This is a genomic window from Vibrio casei (genome assembly GCF_002218025.2).
GTDB classification, from domain to species: domain Bacteria; phylum Pseudomonadota; class Gammaproteobacteria; order Enterobacterales; family Vibrionaceae; genus Vibrio; species Vibrio casei.
Map to the genome: position 1 here is coordinate 274,863 of NZ_AP018680.1, position 16,301 is coordinate 291,163.

General features: G+C 34.1%; 13 protein-coding genes and 1 pseudogene. 13 read left to right on the plus strand and 1 reads right to left on the minus strand.

The window, feature by feature from the left end:
• Positions 1 to 219: 219 nt before the first annotated feature.
• The 6 genes from VCASEI_RS01305 to VCASEI_RS01330 all read left to right on the plus strand — a co-directional run bounded on the left by VCASEI_RS01305 (position 220) and on the right by VCASEI_RS01330 (position 6,459).
• Entirely contained in the window at positions 220 to 1,362 is a 1,143-nt protein-coding gene (locus VCASEI_RS01305) for an LPS O-antigen chain length determinant protein WzzB (RefSeq protein ID WP_238321377.1), read from the plus strand.
• Positions 1,363 to 1,426: 64 nt separating this feature from the next.
• Positions 1,427 to 2,509 carry an EpsG family protein gene (locus VCASEI_RS01310; protein ID WP_089110519.1) on the plus strand — a complete coding sequence of 361 codons (1,083 nt, stop codon included), beginning with the start codon at positions 1,427 to 1,429 and terminating at the stop codon, positions 2,507 to 2,509.
• A 3-nt stretch (positions 2,510 to 2,512) separates the two neighbouring features.
• Positions 2,513 to 3,619, plus strand: coding sequence for a glycosyltransferase (locus tag VCASEI_RS01315; RefSeq protein WP_089110520.1), 1,107 nt, complete (start codon positions 2,513 to 2,515; stop codon positions 3,617 to 3,619).
• Positions 3,619 to 4,497 (plus strand): polysaccharide pyruvyl transferase family protein, encoded by an 879-nt coding sequence (locus VCASEI_RS01320; RefSeq protein ID WP_089110521.1) that lies wholly within the window; start codon positions 3,619 to 3,621, stop codon positions 4,495 to 4,497. Before VCASEI_RS01315 ends, VCASEI_RS01320 begins: the two co-directional genes overlap by 1 nt.
• Positions 4,487 to 5,719, plus strand: a complete 1,233-nt coding sequence (locus VCASEI_RS01325; protein WP_089110522.1) for an MATE family efflux transporter — start codon at positions 4,487 to 4,489, stop codon at positions 5,717 to 5,719. Before VCASEI_RS01320 ends, VCASEI_RS01325 begins: the two co-directional genes overlap by 11 nt.
• The gene (locus tag VCASEI_RS01330; RefSeq protein WP_089110523.1) at positions 5,716 to 6,459 is read left to right on the plus strand and encodes a glycosyltransferase family 2 protein; all 744 of its coding nucleotides are present in this window, start codon (positions 5,716 to 5,718) and stop codon (positions 6,457 to 6,459) included. Before VCASEI_RS01325 ends, VCASEI_RS01330 begins: the two co-directional genes overlap by 4 nt.
• A gap of 22 nt (positions 6,460 to 6,481) precedes the next feature.
• Here the strand turns inward: VCASEI_RS01330 and VCASEI_RS01335 are convergent, their stop codons facing one another.
• Positions 6,482 to 7,711: a sugar transferase gene (locus VCASEI_RS01335; RefSeq protein WP_197709574.1), complete on the minus strand. Its 1,230-nt coding sequence runs from the start codon at positions 7,709 to 7,711 to the stop codon at positions 6,482 to 6,484.
• A 170-nt stretch (positions 7,712 to 7,881) separates the two neighbouring features.
• Between VCASEI_RS01335 and VCASEI_RS01340 the strand changes: the two are divergent.
• The 7 genes and pseudogenes from VCASEI_RS01340 (at position 7,882) to VCASEI_RS19730 (ending at position 16,278) form a co-directional block, all read left to right on the plus strand.
• A pseudogene (locus VCASEI_RS01340) lies at positions 7,882 to 9,003 on the plus strand (ISAs1 family transposase).
• A 1,050-nt stretch (positions 9,004 to 10,053) separates the two neighbouring features.
• Positions 10,054 to 11,061 carry an NAD-dependent epimerase gene (locus VCASEI_RS01345; RefSeq protein ID WP_089110544.1) on the plus strand — a complete coding sequence of 336 codons (1,008 nt, stop codon included), beginning with the start codon at positions 10,054 to 10,056 and terminating at the stop codon, positions 11,059 to 11,061.
• Between the two features lies 1 nt (position 11,062).
• Positions 11,063 to 12,154: a dTDP-glucose 4,6-dehydratase gene (rfbB, locus tag VCASEI_RS01350; RefSeq protein WP_089110525.1), complete on the plus strand. Its 1,092-nt coding sequence runs from the start codon at positions 11,063 to 11,065 to the stop codon at positions 12,152 to 12,154.
• Positions 12,154 to 13,029 carry a glucose-1-phosphate thymidylyltransferase RfbA gene (rfbA, locus tag VCASEI_RS01355; RefSeq protein ID WP_089110526.1) on the plus strand — a complete coding sequence of 292 codons (876 nt, stop codon included), beginning with the start codon at positions 12,154 to 12,156 and terminating at the stop codon, positions 13,027 to 13,029. Before rfbB ends, rfbA begins: the two co-directional genes overlap by 1 nt.
• Before the next feature lies 1 nt (position 13,030).
• On the plus strand, positions 13,031 to 14,476 hold the full coding sequence (locus tag VCASEI_RS01360) for a lipopolysaccharide biosynthesis protein (RefSeq protein ID WP_089110527.1): 1,446 nt from the start codon (positions 13,031 to 13,033) through the stop codon (positions 14,474 to 14,476).
• Positions 14,477 to 14,479: 3 nt separating this feature from the next.
• Positions 14,480 to 15,577, plus strand: a complete 1,098-nt coding sequence (locus VCASEI_RS01365; RefSeq protein WP_089110528.1) for a DegT/DnrJ/EryC1/StrS family aminotransferase — start codon at positions 14,480 to 14,482, stop codon at positions 15,575 to 15,577.
• Positions 15,574 to 16,278: a polysaccharide pyruvyl transferase family protein gene (locus tag VCASEI_RS19730; protein WP_089110529.1), complete on the plus strand. Its 705-nt coding sequence runs from the start codon at positions 15,574 to 15,576 to the stop codon at positions 16,276 to 16,278. Before VCASEI_RS01365 ends, VCASEI_RS19730 begins: the two co-directional genes overlap by 4 nt.
• The last annotated feature ends 23 nt before the right edge of the window (positions 16,279 to 16,301 follow it).

Consider the following 16,301-nt stretch of genomic DNA (forward strand, 5'->3'; position numbering starts at 1 on the left):
GTTTCGTTTTCGAGCAAGTTAACTTTTATTCGTGGTAATTATGGTCTGTGTGTCACAAATAAGAATGACATATTGACTAGGAATTGTCCTACCTAAGCTCGCGCAAGTAGGGGGTTAGTGGTAGAATTGGCACTAATTTTTTTACTTCTTTTTTGAGAATTACGCCTTGAGGATGCGTTCAACCTTAGGGCGGTAGCGTGTCTAACTTCAGGAGTTTATGTGAGCCAACCACAATCGCCATCGCATCAAGCGCAGTTGCATCCGCAAATGCCACCTCAATATTACTACCCTCAACCACAAGATGATGAAATCGATCTACGCGAGTTGTTTACTGCGCTATGGAAAGGGAAATGGATTATTATCGCGTGTACTTTTATCTGTACTGCGCTGGCAGTTGTGTATGCATTAATGGCAAAAGAACAATGGTCATCGACGGCAAAAATAGCGCAACCTCAAGTGAGTGATTACAGCGAATACCAAAACCAAGTAGTTCAGTTTCAGCCTATTTTTGATGTTTATCAAGAAGACGGCACAGTTCTTGTTAGTAAAGCGCTTGATGATTTAAAAAATAGTAAAAATTTATATTATTTATTCATCGACGAATTTAACTCATCGAGTAATAAAAAAGCATTTTTAGGAACCTCCGCTACGTTTAAAAGAGTGAAAGCACAACTTGATAACCCAGAAGATGAAGATGCACTACGAAGACTGTATAACGATTGGTATAAACTACTTTCAATAAAACCTGAAGATGCGAAAAGAATCGATGGTGCTTATGTGATTACTGCAAGTGCAGAAACTTCACAAGAAAGCTTTGATATACTTACAAATTATATTGCCTTTGTTGATGCACAAGTGAATCGAAAAGCATTAAATAATTTATCTTCTACGATTGCTTCTAAAGGAAATGAGTTAAAGCAGCAATCAATTATGTTAACTAAGCAGGCTGCCCAACGTTTACTGGTAGAAAAAGAACGCAGTAAGTATGCACTAAATATTGCACAAGCAGCTGGAGTAACTAAACCCTTACAAAATTTTGGTGATAAGGAAATCTTTCCCATTAATCTCGGGGCGGATGCAATTAAAGCTAAGGTAGCGGCGCTTTCTAAACTTAAAAATTTAAGTGTTATTGAACCGAGATTAGAACAGTTGAGCTCTAAGTTAGGGCAAATTGAACAATTGCCTATTGATAAAAATGTGAAGTTTTCCGCTTATCGTTATTTAGATCAACCAGAGAGAATGGTTTCAAAGGATAAGCCTAAAAGAATTTTGATTATCATTTTAGGCTTATTTTTAGGTAGTATGATAGGGCTCATTATTGTTTTTTCTCGTTTAGTTATTATTGGTAAAAATATAGATTAATGAATATTCTGTTTTTTAATGAGGAAATATGTATGAATAGTTTAAATAGTATGAATTTTAAATTATGATTTATTTATTTTTTTCTGTATTTTCTGTTTCCTATTTCTATTTTTTAGAATCTAGTTATAAGCTTGTTGGGAAAGGAAGTTTTTTTATATTTTCTTTGCCATTCCTTTTCTTCTATTTTTTATTTCCAGCTCTCCAGTATGGAGTGGGAACAGATTATTTTAATTATTTGGAAATGTATCAAAGACCTTCAGATGTGATTTATTATGATAGAAAGTTGGAGTTTATTTTTTCATATATATTACGGTTTGTTAATGAGGTTGATTTGGGAGGGCAGTTTATTTTTGTTGCTTACTCAATTTTATTTTCTTTACTTTTTTATATTTTTCTTAATAATTTAAATAAAAACAGAATAAAAGTATGGTTATTTTTATTTGTTTTTTTTATTTGCTCTGGTATTTATCAGAACCAAATGAATGGAATAAGGCAGTACTCAGCTATTTATGCTCTGATGATTTCAATTTTTTATGTAGTTACAGATAAAAAATTAAAAGCGGGAGGATACTTTATTCTGGGGCAACTTATGCATTCTTCTTTTATTTTAAATATATCTTTTCTTCTTATTAAGTTTATTAAAGTGACACCCAAACGTTGTGTTTTTGCTTTTATTATATCGTTTGTTTTTTTTGGTTTTTTTGTGTCTTTTTTCGTCCCATATGTATTGGGAGCGGTTCTACCACAGTATTTACATTATCTAGACTCTGAACTCATGAAAGGTTGGTCAGTATTAAGCTTAATTCCTAAGCTATATTATTTTCCATTTATTGTTATCTTTCTTTTTATCTATAGTAAAGAATATAAAAAAGGTCATGTTGATACAATAATTTTAAAATTCTCTTTTTTAGCCTGTTGTCTATATTGGTGTTTTTTATCTTATTCTTCTGTTGGGATGATGACAAGAGTGGGCTCCTATTGGGTAGTTTTTAATTGTTTCCCTATTTATTATGTTTTAAATAGTATTTTATCTGTCAATAAAATATATGTTTTTTTTATTTCTTTATTATATTTAATATTTCCATTTGTGTTAAAAGTGATATTTTTTCCTTCAAATGAATATGTTTATAATAGTATTTTAGGATGATGTATGAAAGTTTGTATTTTAGCGCCGATCCATATTTGGAGTGATATAAGGGTTTTCAAAAAACAAGCAATCACTCTTTATAAAATGGGATTTGATGTTACTCAAATTTGTAAGTGTGAAAAAGAAGAGATTAAATATGGGATTAGATTGAAATCATCTTTAGTCTGTAATAAAAATAAATTGACAAGAATGTTACTTACGCCTTTTCTTTTCATCCAGTGCTTGAAAGAAAATGCTGATATTTATCATTGTCATAATCCTGATACACTAATGACAGTTTTTATTTTAAGATTATTGGGAAAGAAAGTTATTTATGATACACATGAAGATTTTTCATTAAGAATTTTATTCAAAGAATGGATTCCAAAACCTTTAAGAAAAGTTATAGCATTAATAATTTCTAGTACTGAAAAATTAGCTTCTCATTGTTCTAATCATACTTTCGTTACTCAAGAGAGAATGCTAAAACGTTTATCTAAAAAGACATCCCTTTTAGGTAATCTTCCTATACTATCTGAAGTTGAGCTTAATACTAAATCGGAATTAAATAAAGAATTTCGTCTAGTATATTTGGGCTTAATTAATGAATCTAGAGGGATTTTGAATATTATTCAAGCTTTAGAGTTATGCAATGAAAAAGAGGGTATTGATGTAAGGTTTTGGTTGATAGGAAATATTGAACCTAAATTTATGGCAAAACTTGAGCTGGAAAAAGGATGGCAATATGTTGATTATTTATCTTACTTACCTCAATCAGAAGCTTTTGAAAAGGTTTGTGAATCAGATTTAGGTATGATCTATATACATGATGTTGGTGATCACAAATACACCGATCCAAATAAAATGTATGAATATATGATGTTTAAAAAACCATTTATAGCTAGTGATTTTGATGATTGGAAAAAAAAATTACATGGAATTGACTGTGGATGGTTTCTTAAACCAAACCAATCCAGATTGCTGTCAGAATTAATAGTCGATATCGTATTAAATCAGAAGGATGAAGTAATAGCTAGAGGTGATATCGGATATGAATTTATTAAAAATAATAATTGGAAAAAAGAAGAAGAATTAATGAAAAGTGTATACATAGATATAGTGGGTGCCTAATGTTGATATTTAAATATTTCAAATCAGCTTTGTTTTTAACAAGAAAATTTATTTTTGAATCTGCTATTTATTTTTTTGAATTATCTAGTTTTAAATATAATAATAAAAGTTTTATTAGGGTTAAATATCATAAAGGCCCGAAGAATTGGGGGGATGATCTTAATGTTTACTTAATAGAGCGAATATTTAATGTGAAAGTATTATACTACCCTCTATTTAGTAAAAAACACCTTCTTGGTCTAGGAAGTATCCTGAATCGAGCTAATAAAAATAGTATTATTTTTGGTTCAGGTTTTATTTCAGAAAATTCTAATCCGTCAATTATTAATAAAGATAGTGTTAATGTAAGAGGAGTCTTAAGTCTTAGTAAATTAAGAGATAAAAATCCAACGATTTCAAGTTATATTCTAGGTGATCCTGGGCTATGCATACGTAAATACTACAAACTAGAGATAGAAAAGAAGTATGTATTAGGAGTTATCCCTCATTACGTAGATAAAGCAGATGATTGGATTACTAAAGTTAAAGAAGTCGATGGTGTGAAAATTTTAGATATACAATCTGATATCGAAGAGTTTATTGATGAGCTATTGCAGTGTGATTTTATCTTATCGACATCTTTACATGGTTTAATTGCATCTATAAGTTATGATATTCCATGTCGTCATATTATCTTGTCAGACTCGATTCGAGGAGGAGCATTTAAGTTTAAAGATTTTTATTCCGGGATAGAGCGAGAGTATGCTGGAGCTATTAAGAAAGAATTACTAGTTAAACTTGATCTTGATGAACTAATAAAATTATGTGAAAAGGTATCTATATCTGATGAAAAAATAGATCTGATTATAAATGGCATAATAAAATCATATGAGAATTAAATCAATTTTAGCTATTGGAATACGAGTTTTAGTATCATTTTTATCATTTTTATTGACTTATGTAATCTCTAGTAAGCTGAGTGTTAGTGATTCATCCATTTTTTTCCTCTTTTTATCATTACAATCTATTGTATTGGTTTTTTTTACAATAGGTCTAACTGACTATATTATAAAAAATGGTTCTTCTGTTTATACTGAAAAATTACAGTTTAGTGGGTTCTTTTTTTCTTGTATTTCTCTCGTTTCAATGTTTTCTATATGCTCTTGTATTATTTTTTATTTTATATATATTGGAGGGTTTATTTCGATTGAAAATATTAATGTATTCTATATAATATTTTCTTTTGTTCCAATATCTTTAATTGCATTAATATCTGGGTTTTTTCAAGCTAAAAAATTTAGTTATCAATCTATATTTATTTCTGGCATTCTACCCTTTATTTTTTGTACCGCTACTTTTTTTATTTCTGATGTTAATTTTGATATGGTTTCAAAAATATATTTCATATCAGCAATAGTTTCTCTATTGATATCTATATTGATGTTTTTTTATAGCGTTAGACCGTCCTTTAAAGAGAGTTTGAATTTTAAATTTATTAAAGATTATGAATTGTTTAATATGTTTATCGTTCAGATTTTATTTCAAATGTTCTCACAAAATGCAATTCTTATGATGGGTTTTTTTGATAATAGCTATGAGGTTTCATTTTTGGCTGTTTCATTGAGAATTATAACATGTATTAGCATTGTATTATTAGCTATAAATAAAGTTATATCTTCTGAAGTTGCAATTAGTTATAAAAATAAAGATATAATAAAATTGAAAAAAATTCTAAAAAATTCTTCTCAAATTATGATTGTTATATGTTTTCCTTTAATATGTATAATTTTAATTTTCCCACAAGAAATTATGTCAATTTTTGGTTCTAAATATAAAGAGTATTATAATGTGCTAAGGATTTTAGCTTTAGGACAAATAGTTAATATATTTACGGGTAATGTTGGGCTTGTTTTAAGTATGACTGGCTTTGTAGCTTATTTGCGGAAAAGTATGTTTATCGGGTTAGCGTTATCAGTGTTGCTTGGTTTTATTTTAATTCCAATGTTTGGAGTGATAGGAGCCGCTTGGTGTGTTGCAATTTCAACGGCTGCTATTAATTTATTATCATCTTATTACGTTAAAAAGAATTTAAATATAAATATGCTAAAGGTACCATTTTGAGTGATTTAGTTTCTATTATTACCCCTTCCTATAATTCTCAATATATATTTGATACATATAATAGTATTTTAGGACAAAGTTATACGAATTGGGAATGGGTCATCACTGATGATAATTCTGAACCTGAATTTAAAGAAGAGTTGGAAAAAATAGAAAAAATAGATCATAGAGTTCGTATTTTCTACTTAGATAAAAATCAAGGAGCTGGTGCAGCTAGAAATAATTCTATTTTTCATTCTAAAGGGCGTTATATAGCTTTTTTAGATTCTGATGATCTTTGGTTACCTGAAAAGCTTCAAAATCAGATTTCATTTATGATAAAAAATGAACTTGACTTATCATATAGTGGTTATCAAAAGTTTAGTAGTGATGGTGGCGATTTAGGGATAATAATACCGCCTCCAACAACAAATTATAATCAGTTATTAAAGAGTAATATTATCGGTTGTTTAACAGCGATTTATGACACCAAAAATTTAGGTAAATGTTATATGCCACTGATACGAAAGAGGCAGGACTTTGGATTGTGGTTAAGTATATTAAAAAAAACGGATCAAGTTGCTGGACTACCAGATGTTCTTGCTAAATATAGAATTGATTCCGGTATGACTCAAAATAAATTTGAAATATTGAAGTGGCAATGGCGATTCTATAGGAATGTAGCTAAACTAGGAGTTATACAATCTATTTATTACTTTTCACATTATGCCATTTTAGGACTAATAAAATCACAAAAATAATTTTAGTTATATATATTTAGTACTACTTTGCCCCAAATCCAGTCATCATTGTTTTGATAGTTTTAAATACAATATTAATATCTAGCCATATTGATAAGTGTTTAATATAGTAAAGATCATGAGCAAGTTTTTCTCTTGTAGAGTCAACATCATCTGTATAACCTTGGACAGTTTGTGCCCAACCTGTAATGCCTGGTTTTACCATATGACGGTATCCATAAAATGGAATTTCCTGTTCAAATTGTTTAACAAAACTTTGCTGTTCCGGTCTTGGGCCAATTAAAGCCATTTCACCCTTTAATACATTAAGAAACTGCGGTAATTCATCAATACGAACCTTACGAATAACTTTTCCGATTCTTGTTACTCTAGCTTGTTCTTCTGTAGCAAATTTTGATTTTGCATCCTTGTGGCGAACAGTCATACTTCTAAATTTGTAAATTTTAAACACTTTACCACCTTGGCCTACTCGTTCTTGATAAAACATTGCTGGGCCTGGATTTTCTATTTTGATTAAGATGGCTGTAATAAACATTATAGGGAGTGTTATTGGAAGGCTTGCAATTATCAGAATTGATTCCCATATACGCTTAACATGAAAATAGATAGGGTTAGGTTGTAATGTACCAATTGAGTTTTCTGATAAGTGCTGAGTTTGTACTTTACCTTCAACTATTTCTCTAATACTCTCCGAGTGAAATACTCGAATATTATTGATACTGCAATCAGCTATGAATTTTTCTTGTTCTGCCGTTATATTATGATGTAAATCAACAACTAAGCCATGTTTTATTTCAGATAATTGACTATTTTCATCGACTACAAATAGGTTTATATTTTTATGCTTTTTTAATGGCTCTAAATCAAAGTTTGGAATTGCGTAGAGACATAGTTTTTTGGCATTTTTCCTAATATAAGTAGTCGTGTAGAGCCATACAAAAGATACCAGAAAACCTTGAATTAAGAATGTACGGGAGTAGTCAATACGAAGCATAACAATACTTGCAATTATAATAGAATAAGCTACAGCTAGGAGTGGCAATATGTAGTATTTTCGCTCTAAAAATACATATTTAGATATTTGTGGTAAAGCAATAGCCGTTAATAAGTAAGCCAGATTTACGAGGCAGATACTATTAACGATAGTATTGGGAATGAAAGAACGCTCAGATGTTAGTGAAAGTAGGTAGAGAGTAACTACACAAAGGCCGATAAGGTGGCAGGAAAACGAGTTTATGAGTAATTTTTTCACTATATCTATCTTTTAGGAGTGTTTACAATAAATTGGAGCTCAATTCTAATCCTTATCTTTAGGTGTCGCAAGGGCAGGGTGAGATCGTGAACGTTTTTTAATCAAAATTACGACCAATTTGACGATCACATTTAGCTGTGATCATATACTCCCTTTTTAGGGAGAGCATCATGCACATTGACCACTTCAAAGAACATTTTCAAACGATTATCGACCAACGCCAAGGTGCAAAAGTCACGTATTGCCTGTTTGAAGTCCTTTTTGGCTCGCTTTGTGCAGTGATTGCAGGCGCGAAAGGCTGGTTTGATATTCGTGAATACATTCTCGGCCATCATGATTGGTTTAAGCGTAATGACCTGTTTTTGAATGGTATTCCTGTTGATGACACGATAGCTCGTATCATTTCTACAATTGAACCCGAGCAGTTCCATGAGTGCTTCGTTAACTGGATGTCGTCAATACATACTCTTACCGAAGGTCAAGTGATTGCGATTGATGGCAAAACACTTCGTGGCTCATACAATCGTGAAGACAGAGCGAGTACTATTCATATGATCAGTGCTTATGCATCTTCAAATAAGCTCGTTTTGGGACAGCTGAAAACAGAGCAGAAAAGCAATGAAATTACAGCGATCCCTGAACTGATAAAGATGCTCGATATCAATGGAACCCTTGTAACGATTGATGCAATGGCTTGTCAAACCAACATAGCCAAAGCCATTGTAGAACAAGGTGGCGATTACTGACTTGCCGTGAAGAGCAACCAAGGAAAACTCCGACAAGCGGTAGAAAAAGCGTTCTCACCTCAGCGAGCCAATGTGGCTGATGATCTCACTGTTGAACAAGGGCACGGACGTCTAGAATCTCGTCAATGCTATGTTTTTGATAGTACAAAACTTGAAGGTAACTTCTCTCGCTGGAAAGGATTGAAGAGTATTGTAATGGTTGAAAACTTCCGCCTTGAGAAAGGAAAATCTGTCGAGCTAGAGTACCGTTATTACATCAGCTCTAAAGCGCTTAGTGCAAAGCAAGCTGCGGAGGCAGTTAGAGAGCATTGGGGCATAGAGTCAATGCACTGGGTACTTGATGTCACCATGAATGAAGATGCGTGTCAGATATACAAAGATCATGGGGCTGAAAACTTATCATGCCTACGTCATATGAGCTTAAACATGCTAAGAGAAGAGCCAACGAAGCTAAGCATTGTTGGTAAGCAAAAGCGATGCATGATGAATACCGCCATGTTAGAGGCAGTATTAAGTGTTGGCTTTAGTCAGGTGGCGAAAAATTAGATACTCATGCGGTTGCCCTGGTCGCAAGGGGGAAGCGAGAGTTGTTTTATCGTTATGCTAGGTGGAACTTGGTTAACGGAAAATATAAAATGATTTTGATTAATAATGTAAGCTCTTGCAGTATAGATAAATTTTTGACGTCTACTATGAATCTTGCAAGGTGTACTAATTTTAAGCTTTAACTAACCATATCAGAAAAATAACAACAATAAGATGAGAATTAACAGAGAACAAACACAGCAAATATCAACTTTGCTAATAATAACCGTTCTCAAATATGGAGAATTTCTGATATAATTTCTGATTATGCAGAAAGGATTCTCATATTTGTGGTTTTGTCATTTTTAAATAATAAAAAGCTTGTAGTATTGGATACTTAAAAGTTGATTATTAGTAATTTTCTGATTTTTAAAGAAAATTATTTAATGGCAGTTTTTCATAAAGAGTGGATTTCAGGGATTGATGAGCACCATACCTCGCAACGTCCTCCTGAACCTTTCTATTGAAAACATAAGCCGTAAGCACATTTAGGTGCGCAGTAAAAACACACAGGTTTCTTCTTATAGATAGAAATCCTGTGCGGTAGCGTGGGTGGTGGTTTTTCAGTTTCGTGCTAAAACGACGAATGATGTCTATCTTCAGAGCGCATCTTCTTTGATGCTTTATCACACGCTTCCATGTGCTTAATGAGACGACAAACCTGAAAGTAAGTGTATGAAAAAATCATCATGGTTCCTCTTTTAAGTCAGTCATTAGAATGGAAACTATAGTCATCTTCTATGTTGGAACGATATAGGAATTTACTTAAAACAATGTAGGAATTTTCTCAGATCTCACTTCACCTATCGTCATACCTGATGAGCTTCACCCCTCGTCATTCCTGACGAGCCTAAGCGAGAGCAGGAATCTACTACCACATACCTAAACGTACTCAACAGTGCCGTTAGCTATGTGGCTGTGAGTGTCGTGGCCTAATTAATTAGCAAGCATTCCAACATGAAGTGGGATGGTTTGCTCTATCAATTTAAAAATAAATATTGGACATTGAAAATGAAATACTTAGTAACAGGTGCCGCTGGGTTCATTGGCAGCGCAGTTGTCGAACGTTTAACCGAAATGGGCCATGAGGTCATTGGTGTTGATAACATTAATGATTATTACGACATAAGCCTGAAACACGCACGATTAGAGCGCATCAAACATCCTTTATTTACCTTTCTCAAATTAGATATCGCAGATCGTGACGCGATTCCAGAGCTGTTCGCCAAAGAACAATTCGACCGCGTAATTCACCTTGCGGCACAGGCAGGCGTTCGTTATTCACTAGATAACCCACTCGCTTATGCAGACAGTAACCTTATTGGGCATCTCAACATTTTAGAAGGTTGCCGACATAATAAAGTGAAACATCTTGTCTATGCCTCATCAAGCTCAGTGTATGGATTAAACGGAAAAGTCCCATTTAGCACCGATGATTCAGTCGACCACCCGATCTCTTTATATGCTGCGACTAAAAAATCCAACGAATTAATGGCGCACACCTATTCTCATCTTTATAACATTCCAACCACCGGTTTGCGTTTCTTCACTGTGTATGGTCCATGGGGCCGACCAGATATGGCACTACTAAAATTCACCCATAAAATCGTCAAAGGTGAAACCATTGATATCTACAATAATGGCGACATGAGCCGAGATTTCACCTACATCGACGACATTGTTGAAGGCATCATACGTATTCAAAATGTGATCCCAGAGCAAAACAACGAGTGGACCGTAGAAGAAGGCTCGCCAGCAACCAGCTCAGCCCCTTATAAAGTGTATAACATTGGTAACGGCCAGCCTGTGCAATTAATGGATTACATTAAAGCCCTTGAAGAATCACTAGGCATTGAAGCGAAAAAGAACTTCATGCCAATGCAACCGGGCGATGTATACCAAACCTATGCCGACACCAAAGCATTGTTTGAGGCGACAGGCTATCAACCAAAGGTCGATGTGAAAGAAGGTGTCGCTGAGTTTGTGAAGTGGTTTAATGAATTTTATCAAGGTAAGTAAAATGAAAATTTTAGTAACAGGTGGCGCAGGTTTTATAGGTTCTGCTGTTATTCGTAATATTATCGAAAATACACAAGATAGCGTAATTAATGTCGATAAACTGACCTACGCAGGTAATCTTGAGTCTCTATCATCGGTTGAAAATGATGAGCGTTATGTGTTTGAGCAAGTGGATATTTGTAACCGCTCAGAATTAGATCGAGTATTTAAGACACATCAGCCTGATGCGGTTATGCATCTTGCCGCTGAATCTCATGTCGATCGCTCTATTACAGGACCGGCTGCATTTATCGAAACCAATATCGTTGGCACTTACACTTTATTGGAAGCGGCACGTGAATATTGGAATGGCTTAGATAATGAGCTTCAGCAACGTTTTCGTTTTCATCATATTTCTACCGATGAAGTTTATGGTGACCTACCTCATCCAGATGAACAAGAAGGTGAACTTCCATTATTTACTGAAGAAACATCATATGCCCCGAGTAGCCCTTATTCAGCATCAAAAGCCTCAAGTGATCACTTGGTTCGCGCTTGGTTACGCACTTACGGTTTCCCAACCATTGTGACCAACTGCTCAAATAACTATGGGCCGTATCATTTTCCTGAAAAACTTATTCCATTAGTGATTCTAAATGCTTTAGAGGGCAAGCCATTACCGATTTATGGCAAGGGAGATCAGATTCGTGATTGGTTATACGTTGAAGACCATGCACGTGCACTCTATAAAGTCGTAACCGAGGGTAAGGTGGGCGAAACTTACAATATCGGTGGCCATAATGAAAAACAAAATATCGAAGTTGTGCAAACGATTTGTTCTATTTTGGATGAACTAGTGCCAGTAGAAAGAAAATATGCCGAGCAAATCACTTACGTAACCGATAGACCAGGGCATGATCGTCGCTACGCTATCGACTCAACAAAAATGAGTAAAGAGCTTAATTGGACACCTGTTGAGAGCTTTGAAACGGGCCTTCGTAAAACCGTTCAATGGTATCTCGATAACCAAGTTTGGTGTCAAAATGTACAAGATGGCTCTTATCAACGTGAGAGATTAGGGACAATTGAAGCAACACAAAAAGGTGATAAATAATGAAAGGGATTGTATTAGCGGGTGGGTCAGGTACTCGCCTTTATCCTATTACGATGGGTGTATCAAAACAGCTGTTACCTGTCTACGACAAACCTATGATTTATTACCCTATTTCTATTTTAATGCTAGCGGGCATTCGTGAAATTTTAGTCATTACTACACCAGAAGATAAAACTGGCTTTGAGCGCTTACTCGGCGATGGAAGCCAATTTGGAATTAAGCTCGAGTATGCAATTCAGCCATCCCCAGATGGATTAGCTCAAGCCTTTATTATTGGTGAAGACTTCATTGGTGATGATAATGTTTGCTTGGTACTAGGAGATAATATCTTTTGGGGGCAAAGTCTTTCACCAAAACTGAAACACGCTGTTGAGAATGCTGAGTCTGGTCATGGGGCGACCGTTTTTGGGTATCAAGTAAAAGATCCTGAGCGTTTTGGTGTTGTGGAGTTTGATGAGCAACATAGAGCGATTTCTATTGAAGAAAAACCCACTAACCCTAAAAGCCACTATGCGGTCACGGGTTTATATTTTTATGATAGCCGAGTAGTTGAACTCGCTAAACAAGTAAAACCAAGTGAACGTGGTGAACTTGAAATTACTACTTTAAATGAAATGTATTTAAAGCAAGGTAAACTAAATGTAGAAATGTTAGGGCGTGGCTACGCATGGCTAGACACAGGCACACACGAAAGTTTACTTGAAGCGGCTCAATTTGTAGAAACAATTGAAAAACGTCAAGGTTACAAAATTGCCTGCTTAGAAGAAATTGCGTTTAACCAAGGTTGGTTAAGTCGCGCATCTCTTGAAGAACGAGCAAAATTAATGGCGAAAAATAGCTATGGTCAATACCTATCAGAATTACTAAAAGCATAAGATGTCTGATCTTCAAAAGAAAACCACATCCGGCTTAAAATGGAGTGCGATTGAGCGGCTAGCCACACAAGCTATCCAGCTTATTATCATGTTGGTCTTAGCAAGGATGCTAGGGCCTCATGCCTTTGGTTTGATAGGTATGCTGGCGCTCTTTATTGCCGTGTGCCAAGTATTTGTTGATAGTGGTTTTAGTTCGGCGTTAATTCGTAAGACAGATCGAACAGAATCCGACTTTTCTACCGCGTTTTACTTCAATATTGCTGTATCTTTAGTGTGTTACGCAGCATTATTTATTGGCGCACCTTACATTGCAGATTTTTATCAGCAATCGGCGCTTATTGATTTAACGCGAGTGCTTGGCCTTACCGTCTTTATAAATTCATTATCTTTGGTTCAAAGAGCGAAATTAACCATTGAAATGGATTTTAAAACCCAAGCAAAGGCTTCCTTAGCAAGTGTTGGTATTAGTTCATTTGTTGCTATCTTTTTAGCAACCAATGGCTACGGTGTATGGGCTCTCGTCGCTCAAACCCTAAGCATGGCAGCCTGTAATACATTAATCTTAAATGTTATTCACCCTTGGTTACCTAAGCGCTCCTTTTCTATGGAGTCATTTAGGAATTTATTTGGCTTCGGTTCTAAATTGTTGCTATCAGGCTTACTTGATACAATTTTCAAAAATATTTATCAAATAGTGATCGGTAAACAGTTTACAGCCGTTGAAGTCGGGCAGTTTACGCAAGCGAATCAATTATCTAGTATGCCTGCAATGACAATGACCACCATTATTCAAAGGGTGACTTACCCTATGATGAGTCAACTGCAACATAGTGACGATAAATTAGAAGAGGCCTATCTACTAACCTTAAGGTTATCTGCGGTTGTTATATTTCCTCTAATGTTTGGCCTAGCCGTTATTGCTCAACCGCTTATTAATGTTGTATTAGGGGATAGCTGGCAGCAAGCAGCAGCCTTAGTGAGTATTTTATCTGTAGGTTTTTTACTGTACCCCATTCATGCAATCAATTTGAATTTATTGCAAGTTAAGGGGCGTTCTGATTTATTTTTAAAGTTAGAGATTATTAAAAAGGTCATTATTTCAATAACGTTACTAATTACAATCCCATTGGGTATAAAAGCAATATGTATAGGAATGATAATTCAGTCGTATTTAGGGCTTGGGCTAAATACCTTTTATACTGGGCGCTTAACCGCATTATCTCAAATGAAACAATGTAAAGCATTGATGCCAATCTGGGCGTTAAGTGCTATCTGTTGCCTTCTGGGCTGGTGGGTAGCGAATCAAATAAATCCAAATCACGATATCATCACTATCGTAACCGTAGTGACAATAGCAATAGTCAGTTATGTACTGAGTATTCGGTTACTACAACAAGATCTCTATCAACGTATTATTTCGGTAATTTTTCTCAAAAAGTTGGCTTAAAGCATGGATAAAATAACGGTAACGTCTCCACTTCTTCCACCACTCAATGAATTAACCCCTTATTTGGAAGATATTTGGTCTAGGAAATGGCTAACAAATAGTGGTCATTATCATCAACTGTTAGAACACGAGCTGTGTAAATACTTAGGGGTTCCATACATTAGTTTATTTTCTAATGGAACATTAGCCCTAATTACTGCTTTGCAAGCACTGGAGTTGGAAGGAGAGGTGATTACAACACCTTATAGCTTTGTCGCGACTGCACACGCCATTAAGTGGGCGAACTTAACCCCAGTTTTTGTTGATATCGATCCAGACACATTTAATCTCGACCCGAAAAAGATTGAAGCGGCAATAACTGATAAAACCTGCGCAATCTTACCCGTACATGTATACGGAAATCCATGTGATGATGAAGCCATTCAAACCATAGCTAAAAAGCATAATCTAAAAGTTGTTTACGATGCTGCTCACGCCTTTGGTGTTAAGCAAAATAATAGCTCAATATTGAACATGGGTGAGTTATCGATGCTGAGCTTTCATGCAACTAAAGCTTATTCGACTATTGAAGGGGGGGCGGTTGTTTGCCATACCTTGGAAATGAAAGAAAAGTTAGATCGATTAAAGAATTTTGGTTTTGAATCAGAAACGGAAATGTCTTTATGTGGAATGAATGCAAAACTCAATGAAGTCCAAGCAGCATTTGGGCTAGCAATATTAGGTCATATAGATGCGGCAATTGATAAAAGAAAGAAAATTGCCAAATACTATGAAGAGAATCTTTCACAAATTAAAGGCATTCGAGTACTTAAGCCTGAAAGTAATGTAGAACTCAATTATTCATACTTTCCTATCGTAATTGATGAAAAAGAGTATGGAAAATCACGAGATCAATTATTTAATGAATTAAAAGAGAATAATATTTTAGCAAGAAAGTACTTTTATCCATTAATTACAGACTTTAAACCTTATCAAGATGTAAGAGAAATGTATCCTTTAGCAACAAGTGTTTCTAATGCAGTGATATGCATTCCTATTCATCAAAAATTAAATGATGAAAATATTAAAAAAATTATTGATTTTATTAAAGGCGATATATGAAGATAGCAATAACCGGACCTCTAGCAGATAAGAATTTAGGGGATTATGGAATGTTTATTAATAATATTTATGATTTGTCATCTGAGCATGAATATACGGTATTTTCTTATAATAGTGATTTTGTTAAATCTTTAAAACAAGATTTTTTATCAGATTTTAATTTAGATTTCGTGGATGTAGATCTAAAGCAAAAGGAACAGAAAAAACCAAGTATTTTAGATAAAGTTAAAAAATTAAGAAGACAAATATTATCATTAGATCGTAAAAAGTACCCTACACCTTTAGAGATCATTAATCGATGTGAGAACTTTGATGAGATAAAAAATAAAATAATTGAAAGTGATGTTTTGGTTGTATCTGGTGGTGGGTACTTTAATGATCTTTGGTATAACTGGAAAAGGAGTGATGATTTATTCAAAATCATTATACCAATCATTTTTGCTTCTTACCTTAAGAAAAAGATTGTATTTACAGCTAATGGTTATGGCCCTTTTGATGATAGCTCTAGTTTTTACTCTATGATATTTTCTGAAGCAAAAGGTGCATATTTTGGTTGTAGAGATGAGAAGCTTTCACCATTATATTTATCTGATATTGGAGTTTATAAATATGAGAAACTACCAGATGATTTATATTTAATTCATGACAATCTACTTAATTCTAATAAATCTAAATGTTATGGTGATTATATAATTATATAATTATAGAGTTATATGATTCTATA